Genomic DNA, 19,497 nt, shown 5'->3' with positions numbered 1-19,497 from the left:
GTAATGCTTTGTTAACAAATTTTATTTCCAGAATTATTCAATGAAAGAAATAGTACTTATATTTTTTTTATTAAAATACCATTAGCCATCAGCGAGTATTTTGTTTTTGGAGTAACGATACTATCAATAGCAGCTTGAGATTTACCACCGTCTTTTGCGTAATGTTTCAAATCCGCAACGCTTTCCACACTAACATACGCTTTCCCGCTAATTACAACTTCCTCGTTAGCTGCATCTGTAGGAACGAAAAAAGCATAGTCTTTAAATTTAACAAACACTTCTTTATCATTAGATAAATCTAAATTCATCCAACATCCTTTCTGCTTACATACTTCCTTTATTTTTGACTTAAATTTCACATCAATTGTATCTCCTTGGGAAAGTTTATCAAATTTAGCCAGCATTTCCTCTTTAGACATTGCATTTTCATCTGAAATACTATCCCCAAAAGTAGCATACGCTATTTCCGTTTTTATTTCTTGAACTTTATCCTCTTTTTTACAACTCATTAATGCCAGAATCGAGCAAGCAATTAAAATTGATTTTTTCATTAGTTTCATTTTTAGTTAGTTATTGGTTATTCTATTTTCAAAAATAGCTAGAATATTGAGACAGCGATTAATTATCTAGGATAATTTTAAAATAAAACATACTTTAAACTTACAATTTTGCAACTAACTTCGGAAAAATATCCAATTGAAATATAACGTTTCTCATTGACAGAAAGATTTTTCGAATGCCTAAAAATATAATCTTAGTTATTTATATAGGAAAAATGTTCTCGAAAAAGAGTGCTTTTTTTTTAGTTTACAGTGGCAATTAAGCGCATATTGAACGTTACTTTAATAAGAAATTAAACCGTAATTGCATTAACAATTTCCGAAACTGGACGTATTGCCCTCGTATCTTCAATTGTGGGGCCAGCAACCCAAACGGTTTTATAGGTAACTTCGGTAGCTGCTTTTGTTACGGCATTTGATCCCATAACATATCGGATCATTTTCACCCATTTTTTCAAGGTTTTATTTTTGCTCAAGGTTTTCTCTATCCAAGATTGTTTAGTCCCTACTTTTTGGACATACGGCGTATTAATCACCGTGCAAGGTGTTCCTGATATTTTCTCGGTTAAAACTATATCATTGGCACCATAATCAACACAAGCTTGTTTGTATTCCTCCGAAACGCCAGATTCAAATGACGCTATAAAAGGACTACCAACTGATACTCCTATAGCTCCGTAGCTTACCATTTTATCTAAATCTGATTTAGTGCTCACGCCACCTGCCGAGATAACAGGCAATCCTGTATTTAAGTTTAACTCTTTAATTAAGGCTTCTGGAGATTTTGGTCCTCTATGTCCTCCAGCCAGATTGTTAACCGCAATTAATGCATCGGCACCTAAGCTTTCTACTTTTTTGGCGAAAGCCAAGTCGGTTACATCACAAAAAACTTTAATCCCTACCTTATGTGCGGCATTAATGGTTTCTTCTGGTGAACCCAGTGAAGTAATAATAAAATCTACATTTTCATCACACAAAACAGCCAGCTGATCTTTATATTTGAGATTTGATTTATTCACAATCAAATTATAACCAAAACTACCTCCTTGAACTTTCGCAGCTTTAAGTTCCACAATGGAAGCTCGAAGTTCCTCCAAGGTACGGTAATTTAGAGCTGGAATACATCCCGCAACACCAGATTTCATTCCTTCGATCACCATTTTAGTATTCGAAACTAGAAACATTGGTGCTATTATCAAGGGGCGATCAATATTCAAAAGGGATGTCAACGAAGGTTTTGTCATTATTTAAAATTTTAATTGAAACAAATATAACAAAATATACTATGCACGCCTAGTATTTACAAAGTTATAGACTAACGCAGTATTCCTTCTCATTAATTAGACCTAATGTACAAAAAGGACTAGAAAGTATCTTTTATTACTTTCTAATCCTTTTATAGTAGCGAAGAGAATACAATTGTATGCCTTAACTGTGTGAATATACCTTCACATTATAATAGTCTCTCTTACTGATAATTATTCCTGCGGCACTAGTTCAGGTTCGGTTGCTTCATCTAAGAAAATTTCGACATTAGCCATAAAAATTTCAGGTTCTCTTACAGTTACCCAATAATCTGAAACAATACTTAATACGACATCCTTTAAACCACACAAAGAGCTTCCATCTTGATGTTCCTCATCTTTTATTACTTCAATAAGCAGCTCGTTCACCTTTCTAATTTTTTCTAAATTCGTCATCATCTTTATTATTTTATTGCTGGTTATGTTTTCGCTAATTCAAAAGATTTCCTGAAGATATCGGGCTATGAACTATCTAATTGTTGTCAAATTTAGAGAGCTAAAATCTTCATTATTTTGGATTGAAAAGTATATAAAATAAATTTTTACCACAATACCCACTTTTAGTGATATTTCAATAAAAAATAGAATTTTGGCAAAGCCCTTGTTTAATTTATAGTTCACAAAAACTATTGTAAGAAATATAACCCGCAATTAACAGTTTTAGTGACCGCATTGAATGTGTATAAGAAACAAAATAGTTCAAGTTGTAAGCAGACCGTTACCTACTAAAATGATAATAAATAAGATTAAACATGTGCTGAAAATGAAAAAGGACCTTCTATTTTTCTACTTGAAATATAAAAAAACAACTACTGATAACGGAAGAATTAATACAGTATTAATAATAACTAACAGCTCAGATTAAGTTTTATCATACTTCAAATCAGAGTTAAAATAGCTAAGTTTTCGATTTATTACATGATTTCATATCTAAACAAACATTTAAAAAAATATAGTAAAACTGAATACTAAAACACCTTTTTTGTTAATAATCAACCTATTAAGCCCTATTTTAAGAAATCGTTTTCGTAAAAGTTGAATTATACGGTTTAAATTTTCGACTTTAATTTTTAAAATCAGAAATTATTGTCATTTTTTATTTAATTTGCAATAAAATTCAATCTTAGAATAATGACAACAATAACCAGACTCTTTGATTTTCCTTATTATCAACAAGATAAATATACTTCAATTCCAGATGCACTGGTAACAAAGCAAAATGGTGTTTGGGAGAAAACTTCTACCCAAGAATACATTGCTAAAGCCAATAACATCTCCAGAGCATTATTGCGTATGGAAGTTAAAAAAGATGATAAAATTGCTATTATTTCTACCAATAACAGAACTGAATGGCATATCATGGATATTGGGATATTACAAACAGCTGCGCAAACAGTTCCTGTATATCCAACTATTTCTGAAGATGATTATGAATACATTTTAAATCATTCAGGAGCGATATATTGCTTCGTTTCCGATGAAGAAGTGCTTAGAAAGGTGAATTTAATCAAACACAAAGTACCAAATCTAAAAGAAGTCTATTCATTTAATCCAATAGAAGGATGCAAAAGCTGGAAGGAGTTGCTGGTTCTTGGCGAAGACCAAAGCAATCAAGAAGAAGTTGAAAACCGAAAAAACGATGTCAAACCAGACGATTTAGCAACCATTATATACACTTCTGGAACAACGGGCCGACCAAAAGGGGTAATGCTTTCGCATAACAATATTGTGTCTGACGTGTTAAGTAGCGCATCCAGAATTCCATTTGAAGCAGGATCAACTCGTGCTTTGAGTTTTCTTCCAATTTGTCATATTTTCGAAAGAATGATTTTGTATTTATACCAATATTATGGTGTTTCGGTTTATTTTGGCGAAGCTATAGATAAAATTAGCGACAACCTTAAAGAAGTGCAGCCTACTGTAATCACTGCTGTTCCTAGGTTATTAGAAAAAGTATACGATAAAATATATGCCAAAGGAGCAGAACTAACCGGAATCAAAAAGAGTCTTTTCTTTTGGGCCATTGATTTAGGATTGCGTTATGAACCTTATGGAGCCAACGGTTTCTGGTATGAATTCCAACTTAAAATTGCTCGAAAATTAATTTTCAGCAAATGGAAAGAAGGATTGGGAGGAAACTTGGATTTAATGGTTTCCGGTAGTGCCGCATTACAGCCTAGATTAACTAGAATTTTTGCTGCAGCTAACATTCCTGTAATGGAAGGTTACGGATTGACTGAAACTTCGCCGGTTATCTCAGTGAATGATATGAGAAACAAAGGTTTTAAAGTAGGAACTGTAGGGAGAGTAATCGATAATGTAGAAGTCAAAATTGCCGAAGACGGAGAAATACTTTGCAAAGGTCCGAACGTCATGATGGGTTATTTTAAAGACGAAGAAAAAACTGCTGAAGCTTTGCAAGGCGGTTATTTTCATACAGGCGATATTGGGAATATAGATGAAGAAGGTTTCTTAAAAATTACCGATCGTAAAAAAGAAATGTTCAAAACTTCGGGCGGGAAATACATTGCACCTCAAATTATCGAAAACACGATGAAACAATCTCGTTTTATAGATCAAATTATGGTTATTGGCGATGGACAAAAAATGCCTGCCGCTTTCATTCAGCCTAATTTTGATTTTGTAAAAGAATGGAGCAACATTCATAAGTTAAATTTGGGTAGCAGTAATCAAGAAATTATCTCCAATGAAAAAGTGATCGCAAGAATTCAAGAAGAAGTTGACTTGTATAACGAAAAATTTGGAAACTGGGAAAAAATCAAACGCTTTGAGTTGACACCTGAAGTTTGGTCTATTGAAGGTGGCGAATTAACACCTACATTAAAATTAAAACGAAAAATCATAATGGAGAAATATATGGACTTATTCCAAAAAATATACAGTTAAATACTATATTTATACTAATTACACCTATCGAATATTTACATAATACGCTGTAAACTATTCTTTTTCAAGATAAAACTCCTCTTTTTTAGAGGAGTTTTTTTATATTTATTACTTTTTAACAAAAATATTGCTTAATATATTATGCGTGCATAGTATTTTTTATTATATTTGAAATCGATACAGTTATATATGAAAGATAAAACAATAGATTACATATTAAGAGCTACTTGGCAAGCCGTTTCAAGAATGTATAACGAAGAAGCTTCTAAGTACGGTGCCACTATGGCAACCGGTTTTGCATTATTGAGTATGGACAAAAATGCAGGCACTCCTTCTACTGCATTAGGTCCAAAAATGGGTATGGAAGCTACCAGCCTTACCAGAACCTTAAAATCCATGGAAGAGAAAGGCCTGATCATTCGAAAGAAAAATCCAGATGACGGACGTGGTGTCTTAATTTTCTTGACTGAACTAGGTAAAGAAAAAAGAGACCTTTCAAAAAACACTGTTTTAAAATTCAATGACACAGTAAGAAATCACATTTCCGATGAGAAATTGCAACATTTTATTGAAGTCTCGGAAATGATCAACGAATTAATTCATAATAAAAATATATTTAATCAAACTGAAAAATTAGACAATGAAACGCACAATTAAAAAAGTTGCAGTAATCGGATCCGGAATTATGGGTTCGGGAATTGCTTGCCATTTTGCCAATATTGGTGTCGAAGTTTTACTTCTTGATATTGTTCCCAGAGAACTTACTGAGGTAGAGACAAAAAAAGGATTGACATTAGAAAGTAAAATTGTTCGCAATCGTTTAGTAAATGAGCATTTAATGAATGCTTTAAAATCAAAACCCTCTCCTATTTACAGCCAAAAATTCGCGAACCGAATTACAACTGGAAACACTACCGACGACATGGCTAAAATTGCCGACGTTGATTGGATCATAGAAGTAGTTGTTGAAAGATTAGATATTAAAAAATTAGTGTTTGAGCAAGTAGAAAAATACCGCAAACCGGGTACTTTAATTACTTCAAATACTTCAGGAATTCCTATTCACTTTATGAGTGAAGGAAGGTCAGAAGATTTCCAAAAACACTTCTGCGGGACTCACTTTTTTAATCCGGCACGTTACTTAAAATTATTCGAAATAATTCCTGGCCCACAAACTTCATCTGAAGTATTGAACTTCCTTACTATATATGGAGAGAAATTTTTAGGAAAAACTTCGGTTGTTGCTAAGGATACTCCAGCTTTTATTGGAAACCGTATTGGAATTTATGGTATTCAAAGTTTATTCCATTTGGTTAAAGAAATGGGCTTAACTATTGAAGAAGTAGATAAATTAACTGGTCCAGTAATTGGACGTCCAAAATCGGCTACTTTTAGAACTGTCGATGTTGTAGGTTTAGACACTTTAGTTCACGTTGCAAACGGTATCTATGAAAACTGTCCAAATGATGAGCAACACGAATTGTTTAAACTTCCTGATTTTGTCAATAAAATGATGGAAAACAAATGGTACGGAAGTAAAACAGGTCAAGGATTTTATAAAAAAGAAGGAAAAGATATTCTAACTTTAGATTTAGACACTTTAGAATACCGCGCCGCTAAAAAAGCATCCTTTGCTACTTTAGAAATGACTAAATCAATTGATAAGCCTATCGATCGTTTTAAAGTTTTGGTAAAAGGAAAAGACAAAGCAGGTGAATTTTACCGTAAAAGTTTTGCTGGTATGTTTGCTTATGTATCGAATAGAATACCTGAAATCTCAGACGAATTATACAAAATTGACGACGCTATGAAAGCCGGTTTCGGTTGGGAAAATGGTCCATTCGAAATTTGGGATGCCATTGGTGTCGAAAAAGGAATTGAGATCATGAAAGCCGAAGGTCTAGAGCCTGCTGCATGGGTAAATGATATGTTAGTTTCAGGAAACAAAAGTTTTTACACTATAAAAGAAGGTGCTACTTATTTCTATAATATTCCATCTAAAGCACAAACTAAAATTCCGGGACAAGATTCATTTATTATCTTGAACAACATTCGCGAAAGCAAAAAAGTGTGGAGTAATAGTGGTGCGATTATACAAGATTTAGGAGACGGGATACTGAACTTAGAATTCCAGTCTAAGATGAATACTATTGGTGGTGATGTTTTACAAGCTATCAACAAAGCAATCGATCTATCAGAAAAAGAATATCAAGGACTTGTTATTGGTAACCAAGCAGCAAATTTCTCTGTAGGTGCTAATATCGGAATGATATTTATGATGGCGGTTGAGCAAGAATACGACGAATTAAACATGGCTATCAAAACTTTCCAAGACACTATGATGCGTGTGCGTTACTCTTCTATTCCAGTTGTAGTTGCGCCACACGGAATGACTTTTGGTGGTGGTTGCGAAATGAGTTTGCATGCTGACAAAGTTGTTGCAGCAGCAGAAACATACATGGGATTAGTTGAATTTGGTGTAGGAGTTATACCAGGTGGTGGTGGATCTAAAGAAATGGCTTTAAGAGCTTCTGATTTATTTCATAAAAACGATGTGGAGCTAAATGTATTACAGGAATATTTCTTGACAATTGCTATGGCAAAAGTATCAACTTCTGGTTACGAAGCTTTTGATTCTGGATTATTACAACAAGGAAAAGATATCATTGTTATAAACAAAGACCGCCAAATTGCGGAAGCTAAGAAACATGCTTTATTAATGGCCGAGGCGGGTTACACGCAACCTATTCGAAGAAATGACGTGAAAGTACTTGGAAAACAAGCATTAGGGATGTTCTTAGTTGGAACTGACCAAATGGAAGCTGGAAAATACATCTCAGAACACGACAAGAAGATTGCTAACAAACTGGCTTATGTAATGGCTGGTGGTGATTTATCTGAGGCAACATTAGTTTCTGAGCAATATTTACTTGACTTAGAACGTGAAGCTTTCTTATCACTTTGTACGGAGAGAAAAACATTAGAAAGAATCCAATTTATGTTAACCAAAGGGAAACCGCTACGTAATTAAGAAAAATAGAAGCAAGACGTAAGAAGCAAGATTTTAAACGTATTTTCTATCTTTCTTCATGTCTCTTACTTCTAAAAATCTCTAAAAAAAAGAAAATGAAAACAGCCTATATAGTAAAAGCATACAGAACAGCCGTAGGAAAAGCTCCAAAAGGTGTGTTCAGATTTAAAAGACCTGATGAGTTGGCAGCAGAAACTATTCAGTACATGATGAATGAACTGCCTGATTTTGACAAGACTCGTATTGATGATGTTATGGTAGGAAATGCCATGCCTGAAGCAGAACAAGGACTTAATGTGGGACGTTTAATCTCTTTGATGGGATTAAAAATTGAAGATGTTCCTGGAGTAACAGTAAATAGATACTGTGCATCTGGAATTGAAACAATTGGAATGGCTACAGCCAAAATACAGTCAGGAATGGCACATTGTATTATTGCTGGTGGTGCCGAAAGCATGAGCTTTATTCCGATGGGAGGTTACAAACCCACACCGGATTATGCTGTTGCAAAAGCAGGAAACGAGGATTACTACTGGGGAATGGGATTAACAGCCGAAGCAGTTGCAAACCAGTTTAAGGTCTCTAGAGAAGATCAAGATGAGTTTGCTTACCACTCTCATATGAAAGCCTTGAAAGCCCAAGCTGAAGGTAAATTTGACAAACAAATTGTTCCAATCACAGTAGACCAAACGTTTATCAATGAAAACGGTAAAAAAGAAACTAAATCTTATGTAGTCAATAAAGATGAAGGGCCCAGAGCAGGAACTTCAAAAGAAGCTTTGGCTGGTTTAAGACCTGTATTTGAAGCTGGAGGAAGTGTTACCGCTGGTAACTCTTCACAAATGAGTGATGGCGCCGCTTTTGTACTTGTAATGAGTGAAGAGATGGTAAAAGAACTTAATCTTGAACCTATCGCAAGATTAGTAAACTTTGCCTCTGCAGGAGTTGAACCAAGAATAATGGGAATTGGACCTGTAAAAGCAATTCCAAAGGCATTAAAACAAGCCGGATTAACTATAAATGATATCGACTTAATTGAATTAAACGAAGCTTTTGCCTCACAATCGCTAGCAGTTATGAGAGAACTTAATTTAAATCCTGATATCGTTAACGTAAATGGAGGGGCAATTGCATTAGGTCACCCACTGGGATGTACTGGAGCAAAATTGTCAGTTCAATTATTTGACGAAATGAAACGCAGAGGAGACAAATACGGAATCGTAACTATGTGTGTAGGAACCGGGCAAGGAACTGCAGGAGTGTACGAATTATTATAAAAAAACATATTTAAAAAATAAAGCCATGAGCGACGTAACAAGAGGTGGTCAATTCCTCGTAAAAGAAACTAAATGCGAAGATATCTTCACTCCTGAGGATTTTTCAGAAGAGCAATTAATGATGCGTGATTCCGTAAAAGAGTTCGTAGACAAAGAATTATGGGCACACAAAGATCGTTTTGAAAAAAAGGATTATGCTTACACCGAAGCAAGCATGAAAAAAGCTGGAGACTTAGGTCTTCTAGGAGTTGCGGTTCCTGAAGCTTACGGTGGACTCGGAATGGGATTTGTATCAACAATGTTAGTTTGTGATTATATTTCAGGTGCAACGGGATCTTTCTCGACTGCTTTTGGAGCGCATACAGGTATTGGTACAATGCCAATTACCTTATACGGAACAGAAGAGCAAAAACAAAAATATGTACCTAAATTAGCTTCTGGCGAATGGTTTGGAGCTTACTGCCTTACTGAGCCAGGTGCAGGATCAGATGCCAACTCAGGAAAAACAAAAGCAGTTTTATCTGAAGATGGAAAATACTATTCGATCACAGGACAAAAAATGTGGATTTCGAATGCAGGTTTCTGTTCACTATTTATCGTTTTCGCTCGTATAGGTGATGATAAAAACATTACTGGTTTCATTGTAGAAAATACTGATGACAATGGAATTTCAATGGGTGAAGAAGAGCATAAATTAGGAATTCGTGCATCATCTACACGTCAGGTTTTCTTTAGTGAAACGAAAGTTTCAGTTGAAAACATGTTGTCTGAAAGAGGTAACGGTTTCAAAATCGCAATGAACGCTTTAAATGTAGGCCGTATTAAATTAGCTGCAGCTTGTTTAGATGCTCAAAGAAGAGTAATATCGGCTTCGGTAAACTACGCTAACGAACGAATACAGTTTAATACACCTATTTCACAGTTTGGAGCGATTCGTTCTAAATTAGCTGATATGGCAACTAGCTGTTATGCTGGAGAAAGTGCTTCTTACAGAGCTGCAAAAAATATTGAAGACAGAATCATTGCTCGTGAAGCTGAAGGAGCTACTCATCAAGAAGCAGAATTAAAAGGTGTGGAAGAATACGCTATTGAGTGTTCAATCTTAAAAGTTGCTGTATCTGAAGATATTCAAGCGTGTTCTGATGAAGGAATTCAAATCTTTGGTGGAATGGGATTCTCTGAAGATACTCCGATGGAAAGTGCTTGGAGAGATGCTCGTATTGCACGTATCTATGAAGGTACTAACGAAATCAACAGAATGTTATCAGTAGGAATGTTGATTAAAAAAGCAATGAAAGGACATGTTGATTTATTAGGTCCAGCGATGAAAGTTGGGGAGGAATTAATAGGTATCCCTTCTTTTGAAACTCCTGATTATTCTGAGTTATTTGCAGAAGAAAAAGAAATGGTAGCCAAATTGAAAAAAGCGTTCTTAATGGTTGCTGGTAGTGCAGTTCAAAAATTCGGAACTGAATTAGACTCTCATCAACAAATTTTGATGGCTGCTTCAGATATGTTAATAGAAATATACATGGCTGAAAGTACGATCCTTAGAACTGAAAAACTAGCTAAAAATCAAGGTGAAGATAAAGTACAAGAGCAAATTGCAATGGCAAAATTATACTTGTACCAAGCAGTAGATATCGTTACTCAAAAAGGAAAAGAAAGTATTATTTCTTTTGTTGAAGGTGACGAACAACGTATGATGCTTATGGGATTAAGACGTTTCACTAAATACACCAACATGCCAAATATTGTTGGATTAAGAGAAACAATCACTACGAAATTAGTTGCAGAGAACACATATTGCTTCTAAAAGCAAAGATCGATACTAATTCAAAATGCTGAAAAACCGTCAAGTTTTAATTAACGAGACGGTTTTTTTTTTATATTCGAAATTTACTATTAATCTTTTTTCTTATCAATTTTAAATATTTCGCCATAATAAGAAATGGCACTACGATTATTCGAGTTAATTGTAAGTGTTGCACTACCAGTGAATGATACGGAAAGTGATATTTTGAAAACATCGGCTTCTCCCCTAACCGTAGCTCTAATTTCATACGCTTTTCTCCTTTTCTCAATCGTAAAGTCGATTGGTTTTCCCTCAAATTTCAATCCGCTATCTCCACCATAGCCAATTCCGCTGTAACCCCTTCCAAAAAAAGGCATTTCGCTTTTAATAAAATCAGGTTTAAATTCAATAAAATTCGGGTTCGTAGTTAAATCAATGGCATTAAATCCTTGAGGTAAAGCTTTCTGACCAACAAAAACAAATTTTCTAGAATCTACTAAAGCAGCTGTTCGTTTTACTTTTTCAACCTTCCTTTCCTGTCTTAGCTGCGTTCTCGATTTTTCTTGGGCAAAGCCCATAGTAACTACCAATAAAAACAAAGCTATTGAGATTGTGTATTTAAGTTTCATGGCTACTATTTTTTTAGGTAAAGAATCTTATCAACTCTATAAAAAAAATGATGCCCTAAAAAGGGCATCATAAATAATTTTATTTCTTAGTAAAACGCATCATTTCTACGTCTCCCATAATAAAGCTCAAAGTTTTACCATCTTCAGAAACTTTATAAGTCTCAACTTTTTCCAGTGTAGACATAAAAACACCTTCTCCAGAACCTTGGCAAGCCATCATGGTCATTGCAATTTTCGAATCTTTAAAGTTAATTTTATTTGCCTCTACAGACAAGGGTCCCATAAAATTATTACAACTACTGTTTCCTGAAATTTTATTCTCTTTGACATCAAAGTTAATCGTTGGCTTTTTTTCTGGATATAATCCCTCAAAAGTAATCCTTGGTCCAGTGATGTAATTCAATTCCCAAGCTCCTTCAAGTGAAGAAACATCCTTCACTGTTGATTTAGTGGAATTACAAGATACAAACGCTAAACATAAAATTGCTACGGATAGAAATACTTTTTTCATACTTTTTATTATTAAATTATTTGAGTAAATACTCGTTAAAAAACTACTGCAAAATTAAGTCTAAAATCTATCCTATAGAATTGTTAAATCGGAGCCATCACTACATTAAATATCTCCAATTATAACAAGACTTCAAAGAAATTCTATATTCCAAAAATCATTTTTATTTTACATTACGATATATAGAAATTGCTCTAGAAATAATGACCATAATTTTGTTGTAAATCAGTAAGTGCACAAACTATACCAAAAGAACAAATAGCTTAGAAAATAGGTGTTTTACTAGCCCAAACACCTCACTTGTAGCACCCTATTTAGTAGTTCTTTTTGATTCTGCTAAACATAGAGCCTTTTCACTTTTACCTATTTAACTAAAAAACCGCAATCATCGAGGACAATTGCGGCTTTTCTATTTTTAAACGTTGTATTATGATTAATTGGGTTTCATCAATAAATCATGCATCCCATCTGATCCTAATGTTAAGAAACGCTCGTACTCTCTTAATACATCCGAGATAATTTCATCCTTACTCAAATATTGAATATCGTAACCCATACGGTGATCTCCAAAATAACTAATTGGTAAAAATACAGTCTCTGAATCAATATTCGGAGTGTTTTGTTCGTTAATTAAGGTTTCTGAAATGGTTTGTGGCTGCGCCATAACACCGTAAACGAAATCGCGCAATTGATCGTGCTTAATAACAAGTTCGATAGAGTTATTTGGAGTAGTATGATGAATTATACTAGCTGCAATTTCATTTTTTTCTAACTCTTTTACCAATTCCTCAAATGAAAGACGCACCGTTTCATTTAAAAACTTCCTAATATCTTTCTTTTGCGAATAGGTAAGTATTTTTTCTAATCGGACTTTCCAATGGTAATCGTTCCAATTTAAACTTCCATGAGAATATTTAGAGGTACTATACTCATCGTCTGCTAATAGAGCTTTCCATAAATTAACACATAATAATAACATGATTATACCAAAAGGCAATGCAGTAACCAAAGTCATAGTTTGCAAAGAGGCTAAACCTCCAGAACTCAACAAACTTAATGAAACAACGGTAAGCAATCCTCCCCAAAATACATTTTGCCATTTTGGAGAATTAGTAGCTCCCTTAGAAGAAATTCCATTCATAATGAAAATCCCTGAGTCCGCCGATGTAATAAAGAATACACATATAATTGCAATCGATACTATATTAAGCAAGGTTGTCAGTGGAAAGTAATTGAAAAAACTAAATAACAATGTATCTGTGTTTTTAGCAAACTCACTCAAAGCCCCATGCGCAACAAATTCATCAATCCATATCGCACTACTTCCAAAAATTGTCATCCAAACAAAATTAAAAAATGCTGGAATAAACAAAACAGCTAATATAAATTCGCGTATCGTTCGCCCTTTAGAAATTTTAGCGATAAATAAACCTACATAAGGCGCCCACGCTATCCACCAAGCCCAGTATAGAATTGTCCAGTTAGAAAACCATTCTTGGCTCTCTTTCTCAAAGGCATAGGTATTAAAAGTCAACGACATGAAGTTACTAATATAATGACCAATTCCTTCTGTTAGTGTACTTAATATATAAATTGTTGGCCCTGCCACCAAAATAAAAAGCATTAATAAAGTCGCCATTATAATGTTAATCTCACTTAATTTCTTCACCCCTTTTCCTAAACCACTTGTGGCAGATATAACAGCAATAACCATCACGATAACAACAATACCTACTTGGTACTCAAAACTAGTGTTTGGAATAATACCTAAACTCTGTAGTCCTGCACTTAATTGTAATACTCCAAAACCTAAGGTCGTAGCAATACCAAAAAAAGTACTACACAAAGCAAAAACATCTACAATGTTTCCAAATTTACCATGAATTTTATCTTTCAACATTGGGTAAAAACCACTTCTAATAGCCAATGGCAAATTATGACGATAGGCAAAATAAGCCATAGAAAGACCTACAACTCCATAGATCGACCAAGCATGAAAGCCCCAGTGGAAAAAGGTATATAATTGCGCTTCTTTAGCCCTTAAATGTTCGTCAAGATTGCTAATCGCTGGGTTAGCATAGTGAGCCATGGTTTCGGCTACACCAAAATACATTAGCCCAATTCCCATTCCTGCTGCAAAAAGCATCGCAACCCAAGAGAAGAAAGAATACTCTGGTTTTGTGTCGTCTGCTCCTAATTTAATTTTACCAAATTTACTAACGGCAATACCCACTAGAAATAGTACAAAAACGGTAACTATCAAAACATACAACCACCCCAAATTTTTAAAGATGACAGCCTTAACTTCATTAAAAAAATCATTAGCTTCAGTTGGAAAAAAACCACAAAACATGGATATGATAATAATTATAGTCAAGCTCGGTAGCGCGACTGACCTGGTAAAGTCTGTTTTAAAGTTATATTTTCGTTCTAAAAAGTGCTTTAATTTATTCATAATTCATCAAATTGGGTTAACTATACATTTAGAATCTACAGGATTATAATTAGTCATTTATGTATATTATTTTCGAACAATTACATAAAATTCACTAAACATAAGGATATATTTCCTTGATTAATAAGTGGGTAAAAGTTAATCTTATTTATCTTTAAATAAAAAGAGCAAACAAGATCACAGTAAACAATAAGGAAATAAAACCATACTATTTATGTAAAAAAAACTTTAAATGAGTAAATGATTAAAGATCTTTAATCAATGTCAACCTGTTTAATAAAAACAGTCTTAAAAAAGTAAAATATTGGACTCCAAATTTATGAAAAAAAACAGCCTTTCCATCCTAAATTAAATATTAAAATAAGAAACCGAGAATACCACAACTATAAAAACAGAATACTAAACTATTTTCATTTCTTCTATTAAAAAGGTAAATTATAATCTTTAACAAAATACTTGAAAAATCATTTTTTACAAAATTCAAGCAGTAAGGAGCATCAAACCCTTCGAAAACGGTCACTATAGATAAATTAAATCGCAGAATTAGCTCAACATTCACATGTCTTTTCGAATAAAAGACGTGGTTTTTGCTTATATTAACTTTGTAAGATAAGCCTAACGAAAATTTAATGGTAATTTAATTTACTACTTATAATTTTATACGTAATTTTATGTGCTAATTGAAAAACATCCAATATCATGAAAAAAATAATATTTTCGATCGCATTAATAATTGCCGTACTTATTGCTTGTAAAACAAACAGCAGCTCTAGCGACACTAAGAAATTATCTATCGTATTTGAAGCGAAGAGCAATAGTAGCGTTTCAGGCACCGCCACCTTTATCGAAAAAAATGGCAAAGTAACTTTCGTTGCAAAAATGGCAGGATTAAAACCAGGAGTTCATGCCATTCATATCCATGAAAAATCGGATTGTTCAGCTGCAGATGGAAGTTCTGCTGGAGGACATTGGAATCCTACTTTCAAAAATCATGGCAAATGGGGCGTTGGCCAATACCACAAAGGAGATATAGGTAACTTTACAGCCGATGCTAATGGAAATGGAACCATCACCTTAACTACTGATGAGTGGAATATTGGTTCTGGAGATCCAACAAAAGACATACTAGGTAAAGGACTGATTGTACATGAAGGAAGCGATGATTTCGTTTCGCAACCAGCGGGTAATGCAGGAGCAAGAGTAGCCTGTTCAGCAATCATAAAGTAGTTTAATACTGCACGCATCCCCTAATTTCAAACTAACTGTACAGTATTTTATTTAAGACAAGACCCGAAAATAGCATAGCTTTGTACTATTAAAATTTAGCAATGATTAACCCTTCAGCATCAGGTTGGATAGATAAGTATTTTGTAAAACAAAAATCAAAGGAAAAGCTCGTTTACGAGAATCCCCACTTGTTTTACACCAATATTAGAAAAACAGGATTCATATATGGTCACATCGTCTCATTTGAAACGGCAGTTCCTATTGTAACGAAAGGCTGGGTTCATAACGAAATGCCAAAAGTTGCCTTATTAAGCACACTGTATGCTATGTACGGGCTCACTACCTGTGATAAAAATCATGCTGATTTTCTAGACAAAGCATTAGCGTTTTATACTGAAATGACTCCAAAAGGGTATAATTTACTTAAAAAAATATTACCTGATAGTCCGCCTTCTTTAAATTTAGAAAAAATAATTGATGACAGAGTACAAACTAACATCGATATCTTTAGCAAGAACTTTTCTCATATTGTAACAAACGCTTTGCTTTTTATAGATGTTTTAGCTTTTCGCCAATATTTGATTCATGGTTCAATTCCCGAAAAGTATTTAAAAAAGATAGAGGAAGCAGTCGTTAGCGTTGTGTCACTTGCTTTAAAAACAAAATCTAATAAATCAAAATACGATGATTTATTAATAAAATTATTTGAAGCATCAGTTCGCTATAGTAAATTTTCTAAAGTTAGTGTTCAAAATCTAGACGAACTAAATCTGAACTATTTCACCTCTGAATTAGAAAAATATTATCTAATTGACATGGCAGGAATGGCGCTTTGGAGCGATGGAAAGATTGAAAATGAAGAAGCTTATTTTTTATACAAATTATCCGAACTAGTTGCAATTCCTGATGCTTTTGTAACGGAGAGCATTAGCAATACAGATGCATTTATTACAGAACATAAAAGTAAAATTCCCTATTTTAATTATTCAAATCCCGTTAAACATTTTTACGATCAAACGACTGAAACTGTAATTACATTAATCACAAGAAATAAAAATCGCTTAGTCAAAGAAATTCTTCAAAGTAGAGATCTAATGATTCTTTTAGCTATTTCTACCAGGAGAGACTTGGATGAAAAAGAAAAGAAAAAAGTAAAAAAGCAGTTATTGGACGTTTGTAAAACCATTCCTTCACTGACTATTTTTCTACTTCCTGGCGGTAGCTTGCTGTTGCCAATTTTGATCAAGTTTATTCCTAAAATGTTACCCACTGCTTTCAATGAAAATTTAGATATAGATTAAAAAAAAAAATCGCCCGAAGGCGATTTTTTTTTTTACTATAAGTTTAATTGGTAAACTTCATCTAGCTCCTTATTTGAACTTATATTCACTTTTAAATCTGTTACAAAGCCAGAATTTAATCCGTAAACCCAACCGTGTAGAGTTAAATCTTGTCCGTTTTTCCAAGCGTTTTGCACTATCGATGTCTTTGATAAATCAAAAACTTGCTCTTTGGCATTGACTTCAACAAAAGCATTAAATCGTTCTGTCTCGTCCTCGATAGAATCCAAGTAAGTATTGTGTAAACGATACACATTCTTGATATGTCTTATCCAGTTATCGATAATTCCAATAGATTCATTACCCATTGCTGCTTTGATACCTCCACAACCATAATGTCCACAAACAATAACATGTTTTACTTTTAAAACATTTACCGCATAATCCAATACACTAAGCATATTCATATCTGAATGTACTACCATATTAGCTATGTTTCTATGTACAAAAACTTCTCCGGACTTAGCTCCGATAATTTCGTTTGCTGGAACACGACTGTCTGAACAACCTATCCACAATAATGGCGGCGTTTGTCCTTTGGCTAAATCTGCAAAATAATTTGGATCTATTGCCAAATTTCTCTCAACCCATTCCTTATTATTATCTAATATTTTTTTATAAAAATCGCTCATTTTATTTATTTATTTATCTTTTGTTGTGAATTCTAATCTCAATTTCAAACCTTAAAAACAGTGTAAAGAAAATACTTTTTAAAGTTTAATCTGCACTTCTAAATTTTTAATTATTCTTGAAAAACTTCTTTGAACACTTCTTTTTTAACCATCTCTCTTTTGGCAACATCATAATAATGTTCAAATGTAACGTGATTGATAGTGTCTGGACTATTTGCTAGGTCATAAGCTTTTTTAAATCCTTTAAGCTTTACTTTTATGTTTTCGTCCACTGCTCTGGTTTCTTTAAACTCACGTATCAAATCTAAGATATCATGAGCTATATAAACAGTATCGTGAGCATTTATTACCACTTTTGAGTTTTCTGGAATATCATTTAAAGTGCTTTTTATGGCAGCTTTATTTAAAAAAGAAACCTCTTGCGCTAAATCAATATGAATGATATCACCGTCAACATACTCTTTCTTCTTAAAACTGTAAGCTCTTTTCAAATTTCCTTTTAGAATAAAAATAATACTAATTACAATACCTAAAAGTACTCCTTTCAACAAATCTGTTGTAACTACCGCTATTAAGGTGGCGATAAAAGGAATAAATTGATACTTTCCTTTTTCCCAAAAATGCATAAATGTTGCTGGCTTTGCCAATTTATAACCCACTAAAATTAATATAGTTGCTAAAGTAGCTAGTGGAATTTTATTTAATATTACTGGAATAGCAAGTACACTTAATAGTAAAAGTACACCGTGAATTATCGTTGACATCTTTGATTTGGCTCCAGCATTATTATTTGCCGAAGAGCGCACTACTACAGATGTCATAGGTAAACCTCCTAAAAGCGCACTTAAAATATTACCTACTCCTTGCGCTTTTAATTCCACATTAGTATCTGTATATCTTTTATGTTCATCCATTCTATCCGATGCTTCAATACACAATAGTGTTTCAATAGAGGCTACAATCGCGATTGTTAAACCAACTACCCAAACTTGAGGATTCAAGAATCCTGAAAAATTAGGCGTAACCACAATCGATTTTAATTCATCAAAAGAAGTAGGAATTGGTAAAGATACCAGATGCTCATTCGAAATAGCTAAAGAACTACCTGAGATAATAAAAATTTCGTTTAACACAATTCCTGATATTACTGCTATTAAAGCACCAGGAATTAATTTTAATTTCTTTAAAAAAGGAACTTTATCCCATGAAATTAATATGATTAACGATACAACAGTGACAACAATTGCCCCTAATTGAAATTGATTAAAAACTTCAAATAAAGAAGAAAATGTGTTGTCTCCATTACTTTGAACAAAAGACTGATCTCCTTCAAAATCAGCATCATATCCAAATGCATGGGGCAATTGTTTTAAAATAATAATAACACCAATACCAGCAAGCATTCCCTCAATAACATTAGTAGGGAAGTAATTTGAAATACTCCCTGCTTTGATATATCCTAATGCAAGTTGCATAACTCCAGCGATTAACACCGCTGTTAAAAAGATGTCAAAAGCACCAAAATCAGTAATCGCTGTTAAAATAATCGCTGTTAAACCTGCTGCAGGCCCTGAAACACTTATATGTGATTTACTTAAAAAACCTACAACGATTCCTCCAATAACTCCTGAAATAATTCCTGAAAATAAAGGTGCTCCAGAAGCCATTGCAATTCCTAAACACAAGGGTAGCGCCACCAAAAAAACCACTAAACCAGATGCGAAATCAGATTTAAGGTTGGCAAAAAGATTAATTTTTTTTGTCATAATACTAAAATAAATTATACGTAAACGTGCTACAACATTAATTAATGTAGCAGTTCATTTTTT

General features: G+C 33.6%; 15 protein-coding genes. 7 read left to right on the top strand and 8 right to left on the bottom strand.

Features of this window, described 5'->3' with window-relative positions; all coding sequences use genetic code 11:
- Positions 1-56 precede the first annotated feature (56 nt).
- The 3 genes from FQU23_RS15525 to FQU23_RS15515 all read right to left on the bottom strand — a co-directional run bounded on the left by FQU23_RS15525 (position 57) and on the right by FQU23_RS15515 (position 2,263).
- Positions 57-551, bottom strand: coding sequence for a DUF4920 domain-containing protein (locus FQU23_RS15525; protein ID WP_147674652.1), 495 nt, complete (start codon positions 549-551; stop codon positions 57-59).
- A gap of 302 nt (positions 552-853) precedes the next feature.
- A complete protein-coding gene (locus FQU23_RS15520; RefSeq protein ID WP_147674651.1) occupies positions 854-1,804 on the bottom strand; it encodes an NAD(P)H-dependent flavin oxidoreductase in 951 nt (316 codons plus the stop codon).
- A 234-nt stretch (positions 1,805-2,038) separates the two neighbouring features.
- Positions 2,039-2,263 carry a hypothetical protein gene (locus FQU23_RS15515; RefSeq protein ID WP_147674650.1) on the bottom strand — a complete coding sequence of 75 codons (225 nt, stop codon included), beginning with the start codon at positions 2,261-2,263 and terminating at the stop codon, positions 2,039-2,041.
- 732 nt (positions 2,264-2,995) lie between these two features.
- On the opposite strand from FQU23_RS15515, the gene FQU23_RS15510 reads away from it, so the two are divergent.
- The 5 genes from FQU23_RS15510 (at position 2,996) to FQU23_RS15490 (ending at position 10,895) form a co-directional block, all read left to right on the top strand.
- Positions 2,996-4,771, top strand: coding sequence for an AMP-dependent synthetase/ligase (locus FQU23_RS15510; RefSeq protein ID WP_147674649.1), 1,776 nt, complete (start codon positions 2,996-2,998; stop codon positions 4,769-4,771).
- Between the two features lie 189 nt (positions 4,772-4,960).
- A complete protein-coding gene (locus tag FQU23_RS15505; protein ID WP_147674648.1) occupies positions 4,961-5,428 on the top strand; it encodes a MarR family winged helix-turn-helix transcriptional regulator in 468 nt (155 codons plus the stop codon).
- Positions 5,412-7,802 carry a 3-hydroxyacyl-CoA dehydrogenase/enoyl-CoA hydratase family protein gene (locus tag FQU23_RS15500; protein ID WP_147674647.1) on the top strand — a complete coding sequence of 797 codons (2,391 nt, stop codon included), beginning with the start codon at positions 5,412-5,414 and terminating at the stop codon, positions 7,800-7,802. Before FQU23_RS15505 ends, FQU23_RS15500 begins: the two co-directional genes overlap by 17 nt.
- Positions 7,803-7,897: 95 nt before the next feature.
- Positions 7,898-9,079: an acetyl-CoA C-acyltransferase gene (locus tag FQU23_RS15495; protein ID WP_147674646.1), complete on the top strand. Its 1,182-nt coding sequence runs from the start codon at positions 7,898-7,900 to the stop codon at positions 9,077-9,079.
- Positions 9,080-9,104: 25 nt separating this feature from the next.
- Positions 9,105-10,895, top strand: a complete 1,791-nt coding sequence (locus FQU23_RS15490) for an acyl-CoA dehydrogenase family protein (RefSeq protein ID WP_147674645.1) — start codon at positions 9,105-9,107, stop codon at positions 10,893-10,895.
- 89 nt (positions 10,896-10,984) lie between these two features.
- Here the strand turns inward: FQU23_RS15490 and FQU23_RS15485 are convergent, their stop codons facing one another.
- From FQU23_RS15485 to FQU23_RS15475, 3 genes are all read right to left on the bottom strand, one after another.
- Positions 10,985-11,503, bottom strand: coding sequence for a DUF4251 domain-containing protein (locus tag FQU23_RS15485; protein WP_147674644.1), 519 nt, complete (start codon positions 11,501-11,503; stop codon positions 10,985-10,987).
- A gap of 79 nt (positions 11,504-11,582) precedes the next feature.
- A complete protein-coding gene (locus FQU23_RS15480) occupies positions 11,583-12,014 on the bottom strand; it encodes an META domain-containing protein (RefSeq protein ID WP_132111034.1) in 432 nt (143 codons plus the stop codon).
- Between the two features lie 433 nt (positions 12,015-12,447).
- Positions 12,448-14,469 carry a BCCT family transporter gene (locus tag FQU23_RS15475; RefSeq protein ID WP_147674643.1) on the bottom strand — a complete coding sequence of 674 codons (2,022 nt, stop codon included), beginning with the start codon at positions 14,467-14,469 and terminating at the stop codon, positions 12,448-12,450.
- 699 nt (positions 14,470-15,168) lie between these two features.
- Here FQU23_RS15475 and FQU23_RS15470 point away from each other — a divergent pair.
- Entirely contained in the window at positions 15,169-15,696 is a 528-nt protein-coding gene (locus tag FQU23_RS15470) for a superoxide dismutase family protein (RefSeq protein WP_147674642.1), read from the top strand.
- A 101-nt stretch (positions 15,697-15,797) separates the two neighbouring features.
- Entirely contained in the window at positions 15,798-16,997 is a 1,200-nt protein-coding gene (locus tag FQU23_RS15465) for an LETM1-related biofilm-associated protein (protein WP_147674641.1), read from the top strand.
- 35 nt (positions 16,998-17,032) lie between these two features.
- On the opposite strand, the gene can is transcribed toward FQU23_RS15465, so the two are convergent.
- Together can and FQU23_RS15455 are read right to left on the bottom strand one after the other, a co-directional pair.
- Complete coding sequence (gene can / locus FQU23_RS15460; RefSeq protein WP_132111042.1) at positions 17,033-17,668, bottom strand: carbonate dehydratase; 636 nt, start codon at positions 17,666-17,668, stop codon at positions 17,033-17,035.
- A 110-nt stretch (positions 17,669-17,778) separates the two neighbouring features.
- The gene (locus FQU23_RS15455; protein ID WP_147674640.1) at positions 17,779-19,434 is read right to left on the bottom strand and encodes a SulP family inorganic anion transporter; all 1,656 of its coding nucleotides are present in this window, start codon (positions 19,432-19,434) and stop codon (positions 17,779-17,781) included.
- Between the last annotated feature and the right edge of the window lie 63 nt (positions 19,435-19,497).

It is taken from the genome of Flavobacterium sp. XN-5 (genome assembly GCF_008033395.2).
GTDB classification, from domain to species: domain Bacteria; phylum Bacteroidota; class Bacteroidia; order Flavobacteriales; family Flavobacteriaceae; genus Flavobacterium; species Flavobacterium hiemivividum.
This window is presented reverse-complemented; position numbering and strand designations above follow the sequence as displayed.